Origin of the sequence: Maribacter sp. TH_r10 (assembly GCF_033101095.1) — a bacterium.
Classification (GTDB): domain Bacteria; phylum Bacteroidota; class Bacteroidia; order Flavobacteriales; family Flavobacteriaceae; genus Maribacter_A; species Maribacter_A luteus.
Window position 1 is genome coordinate 22195 of record NZ_JAWMPY010000009.1, and the last position, 18620, is coordinate 40814.

Sequence of the window (18620 nt, forward strand, 5' to 3'; positions counted from 1 at the left end):
CGATTATGGCAATATCTTTATTTTCAAATGCTCTTTTGGGGCAAGATGTTGATACAGGTTTAAAAGATCATGCCGATTTTCCCATAGGCACGGCCATTAGAATAGAAACATTAACAAGGGATGCCGAATTACAAGCGTTGCAAAAAAAGAATTTTAATAGTGTCACTTCTGCTAGTGACATGAAAATGAATAGAATACTTCCCAAAGAAGGGGAGTATCAGTGGGATAGGGTAGATAGTATCCTTGATTATGCACATAAGAACAATCAGCGTTTATTCGGGCATAATTTGATTTGGCATAGTTCCACTCCCACATGGGTAAAGCAAAAAGCACTGAAAGATAAAAAGTGGATGGCCGCATTCATGAAAGAATACATTTACACCTATGTTGGGAGGTATAAAGGACAAGTAAAGGCATGGGATGTTGTGAATGAAGGATTGGAATCCGCAGGTGGTGCAATGCGAGAAACCATCTGGTACAAAACCCTGGGTAAGGATTATATTGCCAAGGCCTTCACTTATGCCCATGAGGCCGACCCGGATGCCATTCTTTTTTATAATGACTTCAATATAGAAAGGGATACGGTAAAATTGAAGGCAACCCTTGATTTAATCCAAGATTTAAGAAGTAAGGGAGTCCCTATTTCCGGTATAGGTTTTCAAATGCACATACGAATGGATATTCCCGATGAGGTAATTGCCAATGCACTGAAAAAGGCCTCTGAAACCGGTTTACAGATACATCTTTCTGAGGTGGATATTATTTTCAATACACATGACGATACCAGAAATGGTGGTGTTCAGGTGTACAATGAATTGACCGAGGAAATGAAATTGGCCCAATCGGATAAATACAAGAACCTTGTTCGTATGTATCGTTCCATTGTTCCAAAAGAACAACAGTTTGGAATCACCTTATGGGATTTTACCGATAGGGATACATGGATCAACCCTTTTTTCAATCTAAAAGATTGGCCAACTATTTTTGACGAGTATCTGCAGCCTAAGCCAGCTTATTTTGGTTTTTTAGAAGGATTAAAAGTAAAATTATAAAGAATGAAAAAGACATTGGTATTACTGATTGCAATTGGTTTTGTAGCCTTAAGTTGTTCTGAAAAAAAAGAACGGTCCAAGCAGTCGGATCTGAAAACTATGGTTTTCTCGAATCCTATTCTTAAGGGATTTTATCCGGACCCCAGTATTTGTAAGGTAGAGGGGTCTTATTACCTGGTTAATTCAACCTTCGCATATTTTCCAGGCATCCCTATTTTTAAAAGTGATGATTTGATCAACTGGGAACAGATCGGTAATGTTCTCGATAGGCCAGAACAATTGAATTTAGATGGTCTAGAGGTTTCGCAAGGGGTGTTCGCACCGGCCATACGCTATTCCAATGGTGTGTATTATGTTACATGTACCATTGTTGGCGGAAAAAATAATTTTGTGGTTACCGCTACCGATCCATCAGGTCCTTGGTCCGATCCAGTATGGGTGCCCGAAGTCGAAGGGATTGATCCATCTTTCTTTTTTGATGATGACAATCGCTCCTATATTATTTATAATAGTGATGCTCCAGATAAAAAACCATTATACGATGGACATAGAACGATTAAAATGGTGGAATTTGATGTTGCTGAACTGAAGGTAAAAAGTAAGCCCATCATTTTGGTCAATGGAGGCACTGATCTAAGCAAAAAACCAATTTGGATAGAAGGTCCGCATATTTATAAGAAAAACGGTTATTATTATTTAATGGCCGCAGAGGGTGGCACTGCAGAGGATCATTCAGAAGTTGTGTTCAGGAGCCATTCAGTAACCGGACCGTATGAGAGTTATCCCCAAAACCCAATATTGACCCAGCGTCAATTACCAGAGGATCGGGAAAATCCGGTAACCTCAACCGGTCATGCCGATATTTTTGAAGACGGGAACGGTGATTGGTGGGGTGTTTTTTTAGGATGTAGACCTTATTCGGGAAACCACTTTAATACAGGGAGGGAAACGTTTATGGCCCCTGTTGTTTGGAAAGATAACTGGCCTGTGTTCGACCTAAAGGGCGATGTGGTTAAGAAAAGTTATGATATTCAAGTTCCCAAAGGAATAGTTGAAGTAAAAGGAGACTCTACTTTTTTTGATGATTTTTCCGGTGATCATTTAAACTTTAAATATAATTTTTTACGAACGCCCAGAACAAAATGGTTTGCACTTGGAAAAGATGGACTTACATTGCAAACACGCCCAGAATCTTGTTCCAATAAGGAGAATCCCAGCTTTATCGGTATTCGTCAACCCCGTTTAAGAGGAGAGGTTTCAGTAGCAATGAACTTTGAAACCATAATTAAGGATGAGAAAGCCGGTTTGGTGGTTTTTCAGAATGCCGAACACTATTATTATTTAAGTAAATCTTTTAAGGATGGTGAAAATGTAATTCAATTACTCAAATCCAATGATAGTGAAGTAGAAGAGATGAACTTCGTAAAAATAGACTCGAAAAAAGTGTACTTGAAAATAATTGCGGATAACGAATTTTATCATTTCTATTGTTCCAACGATAATAAAAATTGGATTCCAATAGCAGAAAATGTCGATGCTAGGTTTTTAAGCACTACAACCGCTGGTGGTTTTGTAGGGTGTTATTATGCTATGTACACTACGTCATTGGGTAATGAGAGTGCCAATAGAGCTACATACGAGTGGTTAAAGCTCAAAGATTAGTTAGTGTGGGCGAGAAAGTACCATTATAAATAAAAAGGGGCATTGAATACATTCAATGCCCCTTTTTTCAATCTAAAATTAAACTAATCCAAATATGGTTTTAAGGTGGTTATTGTACCGTCGGAATTATGTGTTATTTCTGCTAGTTTAACTGATCTCAAATGGGTTATTCCTTTTGATAAGCTAGAATCGTGGTAGAATAAATACCATTTGCCGGCTACTTCGCAAATAGAGTGGTGTGATGTCCATCCAACAACAGGCTCCAATATTTTGCCGGTATAAGTAAATGGCCCGTACGGGTTGTCACCTATGGCATAGCAGATAAAATGTGTATCTCCGGTAGAATATGAAAAATAATATTTTCCGTTGTACTTATGAAGCCAGGAGGCCTCAAAAAATCGTTTATCGTTATCACCTTCTAGCAGTAGGTCTCCATTTTCATCTATGATTTCAATACCCTTGGGTTCCTCTGCGAAACCTAATAGATCGTCGGTCATTTTAGCGACTATGGGCAATAGGGCTTCTTGGTTCGATAATGGGAGTTCATTCGCTTCATCGTAGATGTTATTTCGGTATTTTTGAAGCTGTCCGCCCCAAATCCCGCCAAAATACATGTAATAACTGCCATCTTCATCCTCAAAAACGGCAGGATCAATACTGTAACTGCCTTCTATGGCCTTTGGTTCCGCTTTGAAGGGGCCTGTGGGGGAGTCAGAAATGGCCACACCTATTTGGAACAGTCCTTTTTTATTTCTTGCAGGGAAGAACAGATAGTATTTTCCGTCTTTATGGGCCGCGTCCGGAGCCCACATTTGTCTATCGGCCCAAGGCACGTCTCTAACGTGCAGGGCTACTCCATTGTCTTTGGCTTCACTATTGACCGAATCCATTGAAATTACATGGTAGTCTTCCATTGCAAAATGATCACCGTTGTCATTAAAAGGGATACCGGCATCAATATCGTGTGATGGGTAAATATATATTTTTCCATCAAAAACATGGGCGGAAGGATCCGCTGTGTACATATGTTGTACTAAAGGTTTTGAAATCGCCTTTTTATTAAGCTCTTCAAAATCTATATGTTCAATACTTTCTTCTGGCATACTTCTTTTTCTTTTGAATTATTGGTTTCTTCTTTCGCGTAGATCGGATTCTATCCTTAGTTCCATTTTCTTGTTTATTTCATAAAAGGTCATAAGGCAGATAGCAATTAAAAAAGGAATGGCCGGATAAATACTGACCAGCATTTTTATTCCATTTATGGTATGTTCTTCCTGACCTATAGCGGTGCTGTTCGGAATATAATCGTAAAGACTTAGAATCCATGCTAAAAGTGAACTTCCTATACTTAATCCGCCTTTTAGGCCAACCATCATTGCCGAAAATATGATAGCAGTTGCCCTTCTATTGTTCTTCCATTCGGAGTAATCGGCAACATCGGCGATCATGGTCCATAATATAGGAGTACATATGCCATAGAAGAATCCATGTAAAATTTGAGTACCGAATATTAATCCAATGGATTTTGAAGGATAAAAGTAGAAAAGGATAATGAAAAGTGTTGAGATGAACAACGTGGTCGAAAAAACGGTTCTCTTACCGTATTTGTCGGCGAATCTTTTAGATAGCATAATACCTATCAAACCAAAGAGAATACCGCCTCCGTTGAAGATGCCCAAACCAAAGGAAGTTTCGTTTTCGAAAGTCGGTAGATAAGGCCTTAATGGGTCTAAAAACAATTTTAATTGGGCATTGTCCACGTAGTTTTCAAAGTAATATACATAGGCGCCACCTTTCAGGGCCAGGGTTACGAACACTAAGGTCGTGGTGACCAGCATAATGATCCAAGGCTTGTTTTTGAATAAATCGCTTAAATCTTCTTTTAAGCTAGATTTTTGTTCAATTTTTGGGATTACCCTTTCTTTAGTGGTAAAGAAGGTGATCAAGAGCATAACCGTACCGATTACGGCGAGGAACGTCATGACTTTTTCCATACCCATGGCTTTGTCACCTCCACCAGCTTTTAAGATAAGGTCGTACATAAATACCTGTACAAAGAACTGAGCAAACATAACGGCAACGAATCTATAGGCAGAAATGCTGTTTCGTTCTTTCATATTGCCGGTTATCACACCGCTTAATGCAGAGTACGGTAAATTGTTGGAAGCATAGAGTAGCAATAATAGGGTATATGTCACAACCGCATAAATTACCTTGCCTTGATAATCAAAATTTGGAGTGCTAAAGGCGAGTAAGGAAGCAATACCCAAAGGAATGGCGGTCCATAGTATCCACGGCCTGAATTTTCCCCATTTAGAGTTGGTTCTATCTGCCAAGGCACCAACGATCGGGTTAAAGGCAAATGCAGCGATTAAGCCTACCACTAGGGTTACCATGGCGGCATGTTCGGGTTTTAACCCATAAATATCAGTATAAAAGTAAGATAGGTAGGTTACTAAGGTTTGAAATACCAAGTTGGCAGCAAGATCACCTAAGGAATACCCTATTTTTTCTTTAATCGATAATTTTTCATTACTCAAATCTTCCATTTAGTAGGTCGTATAAAATTTAAACAATTAGTTGTTTTTAGCACTGATAATATCCGTGTACACTTTCTTAGGTTGATAATTCCTATCAAAAAACAACGGATAGTTCGTACGGCCGTTTATAGGCCAATTATTAAGCCATGATTGTCCGTCTTGAACGCCCCAGAAGGTAACCCTGTTTATCTTGTCCTTGTGTTTAGTGAAAAGATTGAAAATGTCTTGGTATCGATTACTGAGTTGAAGTTTAACTGAATCCGGTAATCCGTTAGGATAAGGGTTCATTGTTGGGTCACCTTCAAATTCGTTGTAGTTCTGATTAACCGCAGCACCGTCCAAGTCCCATGGGTTTGGTAAAACCGTAACGTCCAATTCTGTGAACGAGACCTTTACCCCAAGTTCTGAAAAAGCAATAATGCTATTTTCAATATCCTCTATGGAAGGGCCTTCGAGACTCCAATGCGCCTGTATACCGACACCATCGATTTTAGCGCCCTTTTCCTGTAATTTTTTCACTAATCGAACAACCCCGTCCCTTTTTTCGGGTTTCCAAAGGTTATAGTCGTTGTATATAAGTTCTGCATCCGGATCGGTTTTGGCAGCTTCTTTAAAGGCCACTTCCAAGAAACTATCGCCCATTGTATTGGAAAAAACAGATTCCCTTAATGTTCCATCCTCATTCAAGGCTTCGTTGACAACGTCCCAGGCATCGATTTTCCCTTTATATCTACTAACAATAGTATTAATATGATTCTTTAGTAGAGTGGCCATTTCGAGGCTGTCTTTGATAGGGTTGACCCATTCGGCCAGCTGACTGTGCCATACCAAATTATGACCTACGATATACATCCCATTCTCCTGTCCGAGAGCAACGAATTTATCTGTAGTGTCAAAGAAATAAGAATCCTTTTCAGGATGAACATACATCCATTTCATTATATTTTCAGCGGTTATGGAATTGAACTCCTTTTCTAGGAGTTGAATGCCAAGAGAATCTGACCTGTCAATATGGCCATCGTTTATTGCGGCCCCTATTAAAAAGCTCCCTTTAAAATGATCCTTTAAAGAAATTTCGGATTTCGAATTCTCTTTTTTAGTTTCCTTGTTCTTGGTTTGGCAAGCACTGATGCTAAAAACGAAAACGATAAGTAATAAACGAATTTTATATGTCATGGTCATAATTGAAAATTATTTAGTTCGGCTCAATTAATTTATAGGAAAAACAAAGTGTAATGAACAGCTATTATTAGTAGTTGTTTTGAATTTCTAAAGGTATTTTTACTTACAATTAAAGGGTATTAGTATTGAAGCAAACTGTAAAACATTTGTTGCATTCTCCTTTTTTAAGGGCTTTTAGGACGATTTTGTGAAGGTGTTTTTCCCAAATGAGTAAGGAAGGAATAGAACTGGACTGTTCGTTTGTTATTTTAATCTGATATTCTGATTGAATATTGAATAACCGATTGTATGGATCTTTTGTTCCATTTTAAATATTTACCAAATTGTGGACTTGATATTAAAAAAAGAATCCTGATTTAAGTAAAACTTGGCAATCGGGCAAGTTTGTATTTGGGATTGGTGAAATAACCTTATTTCGTTCGGGGAATACGGTTTTAAGTAGAAAGAAGGTGGGTAAATTACCGGAATAATAGAATCATCAAAACAAAAAAAGAACACTCCCCTTATTTATGAATGAAATGGAAAGTGTTCTTATAGGTATAATATCTATTTATATCTATGCTTTTTTGGCAGTGAATTTACAAATCAAAAGATTTTGCATCTTCAAGAAACTTGGCCAATCCGGAGTCGGTCAAGGGGTGCTTTAATAGACCTTCAATGGAAGAAAGGGGACCGGTCATTACATCGGATCCTATTTTGGCACAATTGATCACATGCATCGTGTGCCTAATTGAGGCAGCTAAAATTTGGGTATTGAAATCGTAATTGTCATAAATCTGCCTTATTTCTTCAATAAGATTAAGTCCGTCAGTTGAAATATCGTCCAATCTTCCTAAGAAAGGGGATACATATGTGGCTCCGGCCTTTGCCGCAAGCAATGCCTGGCCTGCTGAAAAAACCAAGGTAACGTTGGTCCTGATGCCTTTGTCGGCAAAGTATTTACACGCTTTGACACCATCGGCTATCATCGGTAATTTTACTACAATCTGTGGGTTTAGAGCGGCTAATTCTTCTCCCTCTTTTACCATTCCTTCGAAATCGGTCGCTATAACCTCGGCAGAAACGTCTCCATCTACACATTCGCAGATGGCTTCATAATGCTTTAATATGTTCGCTTTTCCGGTAATGCCCTCTTTGGCCATTAAAGATGGATTTGTTGTTACTCCATCCAAAACACCTAATGCTTGGGCTTCTTTAATTTGATCTAAGTTCGCGGTATCAATAAAAAATTTCATATTCTAGGTTTTTGATAATTGTTTTTAATGGTATAAAAAGGGTAATTTGTACTAGTGGTTATGCTTGGTTTATGATTTAAGGATACTAATCTTATTAATCTACCTATCAAATGTATGCTTAAGCGGCTTTATTGCTTATTTTTTAACACAATCAACCTGGTTAGGCGTTATTGCTCGGAATTGTGTTTGAATAAAATATTTGTCGTAAATATCAGATATAGAGCAAGTTGAATAGATGTATTGTGTTTCGTTGTTTTTTCGAAAGGCCTTTCGTAAATTTTCGTTGTAAATGGACATTTATTTATTGAATTGATAAATTTGGGCAGCTAAAATTATTATATACCAGTTTAATCTCATAAAAAACACGGATTTGGTTTGTTTTAAAATGTTTTCACATTGCTTAACTATCAAAGGGCCGTTTTATTTAAAAAAAAACTCTGAACCAAAGTGGCGTTTTGTCCGTATTATATAGAGATTGGTAGATATTTTTTGAAGTAAAGGAGTAAAAAGGTAACTTTATTCTTCTAATTGTGATAGATTCCTCCAAATATGCCGTTCGATATAATGCTTTAAATCACAAAATGTTATGAAGACAAATTCAAAATTTTGGATGCTTGTATTGGTTGTTGTGGTCATGGGCTTTGGTATAGGTATATACCTTCAAGATCTTAAACATCAAGAGAGTACCGAGGCCGCGTGGCAGGCAAATCGTTTCAATCTTGAGCGTTTCAATAAAATAAGAAATTATAATTTGAAGATGAATCCTTCGAACTGGAGGTATATGCGAGATAGCATAGAGCAACAATTCGATAGTCTTATGATTCTTAGGTTCAGAAAGGAAATGGATAGTTTAAAAGGGCAAAGTCAATAAAAGACGTAACTTTTTTTTCCATTCGAGACCGATTAACATATTTTCAAAAACGATAATCATTCTTAACAATGATGTTTCGGGAATAAAAAATTAGTCATACCTTAGCGCCCTGAAAATTCTTTGGGATATTAGCTCAGTTGGTTTAGAGCGCTGCCTTGACAGGGCAGAGGTCACTGGTTCGAATCCAGTATATCCCACTTCTTTCCGTTCCCAAACCAAAATAAATAGTTAAAGTAAGTCGAGCAGGCGTTCCAAGGCCATGCCCCTAGATCCTTTTATCAAGATTTTACCTGTAGTGGGCAACTCAATGTCCTTGAAATTCCGGGCAATGTCCTCAAAGTTTTTGAACTTCGTTACAGAACTATTTGTCTTTTTGAAATTTTCACCCAATAAAACTACTTTTTGGATATTTAATTGGGCGGACAAATCAGCTATTTTCTGATGCTCATTAGGGGCAGAGGATCCCAGTTCGAACATATCACCCAAAAATGCTATTTTAGGCCCTCCTTCTAAATTACTGAAATTCTCCAACGCGACCTTCATACTCGAAGGATTGGCATTATAGGCATCGAGGATAATCTGTCTGCTATTTTTTTCAATGATCTGTGACCTGTTATTTTGTGGAACATAACTTTCGATGGCTTCCTTAATAAGGTTTACAGGGACATTGAAATACTTGCCCATGAGTATCGCTGCACAGCAATTGGTAAAGTTATAACTTCCGATAAGGTTTGATTGTACGGTTGTATCTTCAAACTGCAAAGATACATAAGGGGAAGCTTTTATAAATTCAATCTTATAAAACTCTTTTTTACCCTGTGTAAAACCATATTTTTTAATGTACGTCCCGGTTTTTTCCAGTTGATTGGGGTCGTCTGCATTTATAAAGATTATGGCTTTATGATTTGTTAAGTACTCATAAAGTTCACTCTTTCCTTTTATTACACCTTCGACACCGCCAAATCCTTCTAAATGGGCCTTTCCGAAATTTGTGATATAACCATAATCGGGCTCGGCAAGGGAACAGAGGAACTCGATTTCCTTTAGATGGTTGGCTCCCATCTCAATAATGGCAATTTCGGTTTCCCGTTTTATCGACAATAGGGTAAGGGGCACCCCGATATGGTTGTTAAGGTTGCCAATGGTTGCAACGGTTTTGTATTTTTGGGAGAGTACAGCGTTTATAAGTTCTTTGGTAGTGGTCTTGCCATTGCTTCCTGTTAAGGCAATTATCTTCGCGTCGCATTGTTTTCTGTGGTAATTGGCCAACATTTGAAGTGTAGTCAATACATCATCGACTACAAGGATATTTTGAACTCCAGCGTATTTATCTTCATCAACAACCGCATAAGAGGCCCCTTTTTTCAAGGCTGCCTCGGCATAATCGTTACCATTGAAATTCTCGCCTTTCAGGGCGAAAAAAATACAGTTTTCCGTTATTTTGCGAGTGTCGGTACAAACAACGGGGAACTCTAAAAAGATTTGGTGCAATTTCGCTATACTCATAAATCAAAGATAAAAAAAAGCCCCGACCATATGGTCGAGGCTTTAAATATTACGTAGGTAAATTTATTTGGCTTTTTTGCCTCTTACCGTTTTGTTCTTTGTTTTGGATTTAGAACCAACCCTAGACATTGCACATCTGAATCCAATATAATCAGTTGACATATATTGTGGTAGGTATCTACGCTGTGCGGGATCTAGCCAATAGGCTCTGTCTTTCCAAGACCCTCCTTTATAAACCCTTACTTCATCATTGATCAAAGTGGTTCTGTTGTTGGAATGGTCATATTGTCTAATCAAGTTTCCTAATGAATCCCTTTCTACTTTATGTTTGGGGGAATCATACATTTTCTTGGCATCTGCCTGGTCTTCTTCATCAGAGAACCTGTCAAAGAACCTAGAAGAACTTGGTTCTCCATCCCTATAGCCCCTATTATCACTAGATGAGAAGTTTGTTCTTAAATATGTTTCTTCTTCATCAACAGGTACCATTTTAATTTCGCCTGGTAGGTTTACTGCAACAACTTTACCGTTAGGAAGGGTGTCGTAAACAACTGAATCTCTCAATATATTAACTTTACCGTCCTCGCCAATAGCTGTCTTTAAGTAAATGTTTCCTCTATAGTAGTTAAAGTCACTGATTTCGTCATCAACTATAGGTCTATAAACATCAGATACCCATTCGGCAACATTTCCAGCCATGTCATAAAGACCTAGATCGTTTGGTTTGTAAGACATTACCTGTGCAGTGATATCGGCACCGTCATCTGACCAACCTGCGATTCCGCCATAGTCACCTTTACCTTGTTTAAAGTTGGCTAATTGGTCTCCACGACCAACTCGTTGGCCATTTCTTGTGTAATCACCTTCCCAAGGATATTTTTTTCTACCTCTATAGTTATTGTATTCCCTAGAGCCAACTTGGGCCTGGGCAGCATATTCCCATTCGGTCTCTGTTGGTAATCTATATTCTGGCATTATTACACCACTACTTCTTTTTGCGAAAGTGCTGACACTGTCCTTTTTCATTTTCCCTTGTAGGGAATCTATTTGTCCGTTGTAAACTGATTCTGGTCTGTTTAGATACGCTTCAGTACTGAACGTACCTGCAACTTCGCCCGTAGCAGCTTGGTATTTGGCATCTTTTGCCAAATAGCCTTCCCTTTCCAGCATTACTTCGTTTACTCGGTCTGTCCTCCACTCGGCAAACTGCGTAGCTTGTATCCAGTTAACACCAACTACCGGATATTCTGCATATGCAGGATGTCTTAAATAGTTGTTGGTCATGGTCTCGTTGAAACCTAATCGGTTTCTCCATACCAAGGTATCGGGTAAAGCCCCTTTGTAAATATTTGCGTATTTAGGATTTTCGGGAGGATAAACACTCTTTAAATAATCCAAGTATTCTAAGTACATTACGTTCGTGACTTCCGTTTCATCCATATAGAATGACTGAACGTGTTGTGAAGTAGGAGTGTTGTTCCAGTCGTGCATTACATCATCTTGCACTTTACCTTTGGTAAACGTTCCGCCTTCAACAAAAACAAGACCTGGAGCCGTTTCTTGCTCTTTAAAGTCAGTGTTATATTGGAAACCACCTTCTTTAGCATTGATTTTCCAACCTGTAGCTCTTGATACATTTTTGGAAGATGAGGTTTTTTTGCTACAACTTGTAACACTGCAACCTCCCGCTATTACTGCACAAGAAAGTACAATTTTGATAAACTGTTTTTTCATAATTAGGACTTGAGTTCAAATATTTAAACTACCTTTTACGTAGTTTGAAATTCTTATTCTGATTAATTTGGTGTCACTTTCGGCATATTAAACGATGTTTTGGCCATAATATTTTATTGCTAAAAAATTTTTATGTGTTTGCCATTTTAATTGATGCCTAAAAGCGTTTCTTTAAAATTGATAACGGCGTATTTGCCATTATAGTATGGATCAGAACAATTCTTTTGTCCTATTTGTTTTTGTTACTAAAGGATAGTCGACGAAAATATGAATGTAGATTTAGAATGTAAAAAGAGGTAAGAGTACGTATAACCTTTTTAATATTTTCGATAAACGGTATAAGATATTTTTAAAAAGCCCGTTTACCATACAATAAGCCTAAATTCTTTTCGGAGAATTACTAATACATTAAATCTAATGAAAATAAGACCAATACCGATGAAGAAGATTCCATTTTTGCTATTATTGGCCTTTGTTGCGAAAATGTCGGCCCAAGATGATAGGGTTATTACCACGGCAGTACCCTTTTTGACCATTGCGGCCGATGCTAGATCCGCCGGTATGGGGGATATGGGGGTTGCAACCTCGACCGATGCATTTTCACAACAATGGAACCCTGCAAAGTTCGCTTTCGCGGAACGAAAAATGGGTATTGGGGTTAGTTACACTCCTTATTTAGAAAGTTTAATTACCGATATATCATTATTGAACGCTAGTTTTTACAATAAATTAGACGAGCGTAGTGCGTTTGCCCTTAGTCTAAGGTATTTTACTTTGGGTGAAATAGAACTTCGGCAGTTCGCCAATGACCCTGGTACATTGGCCAAGCCCAATGAATTGGCATTTGATGGGTCGTATTCTTTAAAACTTAGCCCTACCTTTTCAATGGCCGTAGGAGGTAGGTTTATACGGTCAAATTTAAAATTGCCACAAAATGGCAGTGAGGATTCTCAGGCGGCAAGTTCGTTCGCGGTAGATATCGCAGGGTATTACCGTTCTAGGGAAATCGCATATGACAATTTCGATGGAAGATGGAGGGCCGGATTCAATATATCTAACCTCGGAGGAAAAATGACCTATGATGAAGGTGGGCAGGAAAACTTTTTGCCGACCAATCTGTCGTTCGGAGCCGGATTCGATTTTATTCTTGATCAAGATAATGTGATAGGGATTACTTCGGAATTCAATAAACTTTTAGTGCCGACCCCTCAAGATTTCGACGAAGATGGGGATATAGACTCTGAAGATAATGATGAGTACCAACAGGTAGGATTTCTTAGTGGGGTTTTTAAATCTTTCGGTGATGCACCCGATGGTTTCGGTGAAGAATTAAAAGAGTTTACCTGGGCCTTAGGAGCCGAATATACCTATCAAGATGCCTTTATGCTCCGAACGGGATATTTCAATGAAAGTGAGGATAAGGGCTCTAGAAAGTTTTTCACCATGGGGGCCGGATTCAAATTCAAGGCCGCACAGATTGATCTTTCTTATCTATTCTCCACATCCCAAGTTAAGAACCCTTTAGAAAATACACTTCGCTTTTCCTTGACTTTCAGTTTAGGGGAAGAGTTTTATAATGATTAAACAAAATTAAAATTGAAAAATAAACCTGCCATTGTGCAGGTTTTGTTATTTTAGACGATTACATATGGTCTTTAGCTATGAAAAAACAAACGATTTCCTTTGAATACCAAGTTTATGGGTCTGTAGAGGAATTAGGTTCACAAGATCAAGAATTGATGCAAGCTGCCATAAAGGCAAGAAAAGATGCTTATGCACCCTATTCCAATTTTTTGGTGGGGGCAGCCGTGTTGCTCGAAAATGGGGAAGTAGTTATCGGTAATAATCAGGAAAATGCGTCCTATCCTTCGGGTCTATGTGCTGAACGGGTTGCCGTTTTCCATGCCGGGGCAAAATTTCCCGGTGTCGTCATAAAGGCAATTGCGATAACCGCAATGTCCAAAAATCACTTGGTAGATACTCCGGCCGCTCCTTGTGGCAATTGTAGGCAGGCCATTTCAGAGTATGAGTTTAGGCAGAAAGCGCCTATTCCCATTCTTATGATGGGAGAAAAAGGGGAGGTGATTAAATGTAAGTCTCTCGCCGATATTCTTCCGTTAGGATTCAATAACACCTATTTATAGGAGGCGAGTATTAAAATGAGTGGTTTCAAATATCATTAAATGCGTCGGTTTTGTTATTCTTTGGATTAACGCTATATTTTTTGTGAGAAGCTTTTATCTTTATTTTTTTACTGATTGATTAATATGTGTATTTTTGTTCCGCTGTTTTTCGGAGCTTTAAAGTCCGATTTTAGTGGCTTCATGAAGAAATAAATTTTAATTAAACAACGATTAATGGAAAAAATCACCAAAGAAACCTATCTGAAGTGGTACGAGGATATGTTATTCTGGAGGAAGTTCGAAGACAAATTGGCTGCGGTTTATATACAGCAAAAAGTTAGGGGATTCCTTCATTTGTATAATGGTCAGGAAGCCGTATTGGCAGGGGCATTACATGCCATGGATCTTACAAAAGATAGAATGATAACCGCATACAGGAACCACGTTCAGCCTATAGGTATGGGAGTGGATCCGAAAAATGTGATGGCCGAACTATATGGTAAGGTCACAGGTACCTCTAAAGGTATGGGGGGTTCTATGCATATTTTCTCTAAAGAACACCGTTTTTATGGTGGTCACGGTATCGTTGGGGGGCAAATTCCTTTGGGTGCCGGTTTGGCATTTGCCGATAAGTATTTTAAAAGGGATTCTGTAACCTTGTGTTATATGGGTGATGGTGCCGTTCGTCAAGGTTCCCTTCACGAAAGTTTCAACTTAGCCATGCTTTGGCAATTACCAGTGGTTTTCGTTTGTGAGAACAATGGTTATGCAATGGGAACATCGGTAGCACGAACATCACATTCCACTGATATCTGGAAATTGGGATTGGGCTACGAAATGCCATGTGGTCCTGTCGATGGTATGGATCCTGTGACCGTAGCCAAAGAAATGAGTAAGGCTATCGAACGTGCCAGAAGTGGTGGTGGTCCAACTTTCTTGGAAATGAAAACGTATCGTTATAGAGGTCATTCCATGTCAGATGCGCAACACTACAGAACCAAGGATGAGGTCGAAGAGTATAAGAAAATCGATCCAATAACACAGGTAAAAGAAGTGATTTTGGATAAGAAATATGCATCTGAAGATGAACTAAAGGAAATAGATAGTCGGGTTAAAAAACGCGTTTCCGAATGTGAGAAATTCGCTGAGGAATCTGATTATCCTCCAATAAATCAATTATATGATGTAGTCTATGATCAAGAAGACTACCCATTTGTACAACATAAATAATAATTAGATGGCAGAAGTGATTAATATGCCGCGTTTGAGCGATACCATGGAAGAAGGTACCGTGGCAAAATGGCTTAAACAAGTTGGAGATAAGGTTGAAGAGGGAGATATTTTGGCCGAGATTGAAACTGATAAGGCAACGATGGAATTTGAGTCCTTTCATGAAGGTACTTTGTTGCATATAGGCATTCCTGAAGGAGAAGGTGCGCCGGTAGACTCACTTTTGGCCATTGTAGGTGAAGAGGGTGAGGATATTTCTGGATTGTTGAATGGTGGTGCTGTAACAAGTGAGGCCACATCCGAACCAGTAGAAGAGACGGCAACTGAAGCCCCTGCCCCAAGTAATGCGGGTACGGCAGAAATTCCAGAAGGTGTTGAAATCGTGAAAATGCCGCGTTTGAGCGATACCATGGAGGAAGGTACCGTTGCTTCTTGGTTTAAGAAAGTTGGTGATACTGTCGAAGAAGGGGATATCCTTGCCGAGATAGAAACTGACAAGGCCACTATGGAATTCGAGTCTTTTTATTCCGGGACTTTATTATATATAGGTATCCAAGAGGGAGAATCATCACCAGTAGATGCTGTTTTGGCCGTTATAGGACCAGAAGGCACAGATGTTGATGCTGTTTTGAATGCAGGTTCGACTGCAGGTAAAGCCCAAGAAGCTTCCCCAGAACCGGTTAAGGAAGAAAAGGCTGCCGCAACCACTCAGGAAGCTGCTAGTACAACAAGTAATGATGGTCAGCGAATCTTCGCTTCTCCATTGGCCAAGAAAATCGCCAAGGAAAAAGGAATTTCCTTGAATGAAGTCAAAGGTTCCGGAGAACACGGTAGGATAGTTAAGAAAGATATAGAGAATTTCGTACCCGCCCAAAAAGCAGCTCAACCAGCCTCAACTGCATCGGCAGTTGCTTCCAGTGCCCCTGTAGCACCGGTTAATTTGCCTGTAGGAGAGGAAAGTTCTGAAGAAACGAAAAATTCGCAAATGCGTAAGACTATTGCGAAAAGACTATCAGAATCCAAATTCACTGCTCCCCATTATTATTTGGGTATAGAAGTAGATATGGATAATGCGATCGCTTCACGAGTTCAGATTAACAGTTTGCCTGATATTAAGGTGTCGTTTAACGATATGGTCGTTAAGGCTTGTGCGATGGCTCTAAAAAAACATCCACAAGTAAATACGTCTTGGAAAGGCGATACGACGAAATATAACCACCATATTCATGTTGGTGTTGCCGTTGCCGTTGAAGACGGATTGGTAGTGCCAGTGCTTAAGTTCACCGATCAAATGAGCCTAACCCAAATAGGAGCATCGGTAAAAGACTTGGCAGGTAGGGCCAAAAACAAAAAATTGACCCCTGCAGAAATGGACGGTAGTACCTTTACGGTTTCCAATTTGGGTATGTTCGGAATTCAAGAATTCACTTCGATCATTAATCAACCTAATTCGGCTATTTTATCCGTAGGGGCGATCATAGAAAAACCTGTGGTAAAGAATGGTCAGATAGTTGTTGGTAATACCATGAAACTTTCTTTGGCTTGTGACCATAGAACGGTTGATGGTGCTACAGGAGCACAATTTTTACAGACACTAAGGGCTTATTTGGAAAACCCTGTAACCATGCTGGCATAAGTTTGTCGGTAAAATATTATTGAATTAAAGCATCCGCCTATGGCGGATGTTTTTTTATCTTTAAATCGTAATCCGAACTCCATGAAAAAAATCATTCAATCCGTTTTATTGTTATTACTCCTTGGTTGTGGTGCAACTCAATCAAAATCTACTGATTATCCAGGTGTTCCGGGTGGCCCTGAGGGGTTAAAAGGTAGTACGGTCTCTAATGAGGAGGTTGATGCTAAGGTAGTTGGTTCTTTGAACGGGACTTTAGGTTATGGGTTTACCAAGAGTGACAAAGTTGCCCAACTTATGGGGTTTTTGGCTTCTGATGATTTAAACGGAAGGGATACGGGAAGTCCGGGCATAGAAAAGGCCGCCCAATATATTGAAGATATTTTGGAGGAGAATAAGATTCGTCCATATTTTAAAACCTATAAGGATACACTTACTGACTTTGGAAAGCCAGCTTATAATATTGTTGGAGTTTTAGAAGGTACCGATCCTGAGTTGAAGAATGAATTTGTTTTGATAGGGGCCCATTATGATCATATTGGGACCAAAAGACCGGTTAACGGTGATGCCATTGCCAATGGGGCCAATGATAATGCTTCAGGAACAACCGTAGTATTGGAGCTACTTCGATATTTCGGAATGACCCATGCTAATAAACGAAGTTTGGTTTTTGCTTTTTTCACAGCAGAGGAAAAAGGTTTGCTCGGTTCCAAACAGTTGGCCAAACGACTAAAAGAAGAAGAATTCAATCTATATACTATGTTGAATTTTGAAATGGTCGGTGTGCCGATGATAGCTAAGGATTATGATGCTTATTTGACAGGGTTCGGAGAGTCTAATTTGGCAGACATCTGTAATGGGTATGCTACGGAAAAGCTTGTTGGGTTCCTTCCTTCTGCAAAAGAATTCAATTTGTTCATGCGTTCTGATAATTTTCCGTTTCACCAAGAATTCAATGTACCGTCCCAAACATTCTCGACTTTTGATTTCACCAATTTTGATCACTATCATAAAGTAGGGGATGAAGTTTCAGAAATGGATTTTGAGCATATGGCCAAACTAATAAATTCATTCATACCCGTCATAATAGGGATAACCAATTCAGAAGTTCAAGAAATCAAGTACAATTAATGGCAAATATAATCATAACAGGTACCAGTCGTGGAATAGGTTTTGAGTTGGTGAAGCTCTTCGCCAAGGAGGGTCACAAGGTTTTGGCTTTATCACGGAATACTGAAACTTTAGATTCTTTGAAGATTGTTAATATAAAGACCATTCCTTTTGATATCACTAAAAAAGATGATTTGGAAAAGGTTAGTGCCTATTTGGATGAGCACTGGGAAACGGTTGATGTATTGATTAATAATGCAGGGCGGTTATTGAACAAACCATTTTTGGAGATAGAACCGCAGGAATTCGAGGCCGTATATCAGGTTAATGTTTTTGGTGTTGCCAACCTTACGAAATTGGTAGTTCCTAAAATGTCGGAAAAGGGTCATGTTGTTACCATAAGTTCTATGGGTGGGGTTCAAGGGAGTATGAAATTTCCGGGATTATCCGCTTATAGTTCTAGTAAAGGGGCCGTGATTACGTTGACCGAACTTTGGGCCGAGGAGTTCAAGGAAACAGGTCCGTCATTCAATGTTTTGGCATTGGGGGCTGTTCAGACCGAAATGTTGGAGGAAGCTTTTCCAGGTTATCAAGCACCTGTTACTGCTTTTGAAATGGCAAATTATATAAAGGATTTTGCCCTTAAAGGACATCAAATGTTCAATGGCAAATTACTACAGGTAAGTAATAGTACACCATAGTTTAATAGTAGGGTTCCTACGAAAAAACAGCTATTTGGAAA

Annotated in this window: 15 protein-coding genes and 1 tRNA gene; 10 read left to right on the forward strand and 6 right to left on the reverse strand. The window is 39.0% G+C overall.

The window, feature by feature from the left end; translation table 11 throughout:
* The first annotated feature begins 5 nt into the window (after positions 1–5).
* Together R3X28_RS16810 and R3X28_RS16815 are read left to right on the forward strand one after the other, a co-directional pair.
* The gene (locus R3X28_RS16810) at positions 6–1052 is read left to right on the forward strand and encodes an endo-1,4-beta-xylanase (RefSeq protein ID WP_317665892.1); all 1047 of its coding nucleotides are present in this window, start codon (positions 6–8) and stop codon (positions 1050–1052) included.
* Positions 1053–1055: 3 nt separating this feature from the next.
* Complete coding sequence (locus R3X28_RS16815) at positions 1056–2714, forward strand: glycoside hydrolase family 43 protein (protein WP_317665893.1); 1659 nt, start codon at positions 1056–1058, stop codon at positions 2712–2714.
* Between the two features lie 83 nt (positions 2715–2797).
* Here R3X28_RS16815 and R3X28_RS16820 read toward each other — a convergent pair whose 3' ends face one another.
* The 4 genes from R3X28_RS16820 to fsa all read right to left on the reverse strand — a co-directional run bounded on the left by R3X28_RS16820 (position 2798) and on the right by fsa (position 7671).
* Positions 2798–3817 carry a glycoside hydrolase family 43 protein gene (locus tag R3X28_RS16820; protein WP_317665895.1) on the reverse strand — a complete coding sequence of 340 codons (1020 nt, stop codon included), beginning with the start codon at positions 3815–3817 and terminating at the stop codon, positions 2798–2800.
* A gap of 18 nt (positions 3818–3835) precedes the next feature.
* Positions 3836–5263 carry an MFS transporter gene (locus R3X28_RS16825; RefSeq protein WP_317665897.1) on the reverse strand — a complete coding sequence of 476 codons (1428 nt, stop codon included), beginning with the start codon at positions 5261–5263 and terminating at the stop codon, positions 3836–3838.
* A 27-nt stretch (positions 5264–5290) separates the two neighbouring features.
* The gene (locus tag R3X28_RS16830) at positions 5291–6436 is read right to left on the reverse strand and encodes an endo-1,4-beta-xylanase (RefSeq protein ID WP_317665899.1); all 1146 of its coding nucleotides are present in this window, start codon (positions 6434–6436) and stop codon (positions 5291–5293) included.
* A gap of 578 nt (positions 6437–7014) precedes the next feature.
* On the reverse strand, positions 7015–7671 hold the full coding sequence (fsa, locus tag R3X28_RS16835; protein WP_154369087.1) for a fructose-6-phosphate aldolase: 657 nt from the start codon (positions 7669–7671) through the stop codon (positions 7015–7017).
* A gap of 586 nt (positions 7672–8257) precedes the next feature.
* Here fsa and R3X28_RS16840 point away from each other — a divergent pair.
* Entirely contained in the window at positions 8258–8542 is a 285-nt protein-coding gene (locus tag R3X28_RS16840) for a hypothetical protein (protein WP_282056745.1), read from the forward strand.
* Positions 8543–8664: 122 nt separating this feature from the next.
* Positions 8665–8739: transfer RNA gene (locus R3X28_RS16845), tRNA-Val, on the forward strand.
* A 31-nt stretch (positions 8740–8770) separates the two neighbouring features.
* On the opposite strand, the gene R3X28_RS16850 is transcribed toward R3X28_RS16845, so the two are convergent.
* Positions 8771–10048, reverse strand: a complete 1278-nt coding sequence (locus tag R3X28_RS16850; RefSeq protein ID WP_317665900.1) for a UDP-N-acetylmuramoyl-tripeptide--D-alanyl-D-alanine ligase — start codon at positions 10046–10048, stop codon at positions 8771–8773.
* 63 nt (positions 10049–10111) lie between these two features.
* The gene (gene gldJ / locus R3X28_RS16855; protein WP_154369083.1) at positions 10112–11782 is read right to left on the reverse strand and encodes a gliding motility lipoprotein GldJ; all 1671 of its coding nucleotides are present in this window, start codon (positions 11780–11782) and stop codon (positions 10112–10114) included.
* A gap of 438 nt (positions 11783–12220) precedes the next feature.
* Here gldJ and porV point away from each other — a divergent pair, with 438 nt between their 5' ends.
* From porV to R3X28_RS16885, 6 genes are all read left to right on the forward strand, one after another.
* A complete protein-coding gene (gene porV / locus R3X28_RS16860) occupies positions 12221–13366 on the forward strand; it encodes a type IX secretion system outer membrane channel protein PorV (protein WP_282056749.1) in 1146 nt (381 codons plus the stop codon).
* A gap of 77 nt (positions 13367–13443) precedes the next feature.
* Entirely contained in the window at positions 13444–13926 is a 483-nt protein-coding gene (gene cdd / locus R3X28_RS16865; protein ID WP_317665901.1) for a cytidine deaminase, read from the forward strand.
* A gap of 213 nt (positions 13927–14139) precedes the next feature.
* Positions 14140–15135, forward strand: coding sequence for a pyruvate dehydrogenase (acetyl-transferring) E1 component subunit alpha (pdhA, locus tag R3X28_RS16870; RefSeq protein ID WP_317665902.1), 996 nt, complete (start codon positions 14140–14142; stop codon positions 15133–15135).
* Positions 15136–15142: 7 nt separating this feature from the next.
* A complete protein-coding gene (locus tag R3X28_RS16875; RefSeq protein WP_317665904.1) occupies positions 15143–16771 on the forward strand; it encodes a pyruvate dehydrogenase complex dihydrolipoamide acetyltransferase in 1629 nt (542 codons plus the stop codon).
* A gap of 81 nt (positions 16772–16852) precedes the next feature.
* The gene (locus tag R3X28_RS16880; RefSeq protein ID WP_317665906.1) at positions 16853–17899 is read left to right on the forward strand and encodes a M28 family metallopeptidase; all 1047 of its coding nucleotides are present in this window, start codon (positions 16853–16855) and stop codon (positions 17897–17899) included.
* Positions 17899–18579, forward strand: coding sequence for an SDR family oxidoreductase (locus tag R3X28_RS16885; RefSeq protein ID WP_317665908.1), 681 nt, complete (start codon positions 17899–17901; stop codon positions 18577–18579). The genes R3X28_RS16880 and R3X28_RS16885 overlap by 1 nt, the downstream gene beginning before the upstream one ends.
* Positions 18580–18620 lie beyond the last annotated feature (41 nt).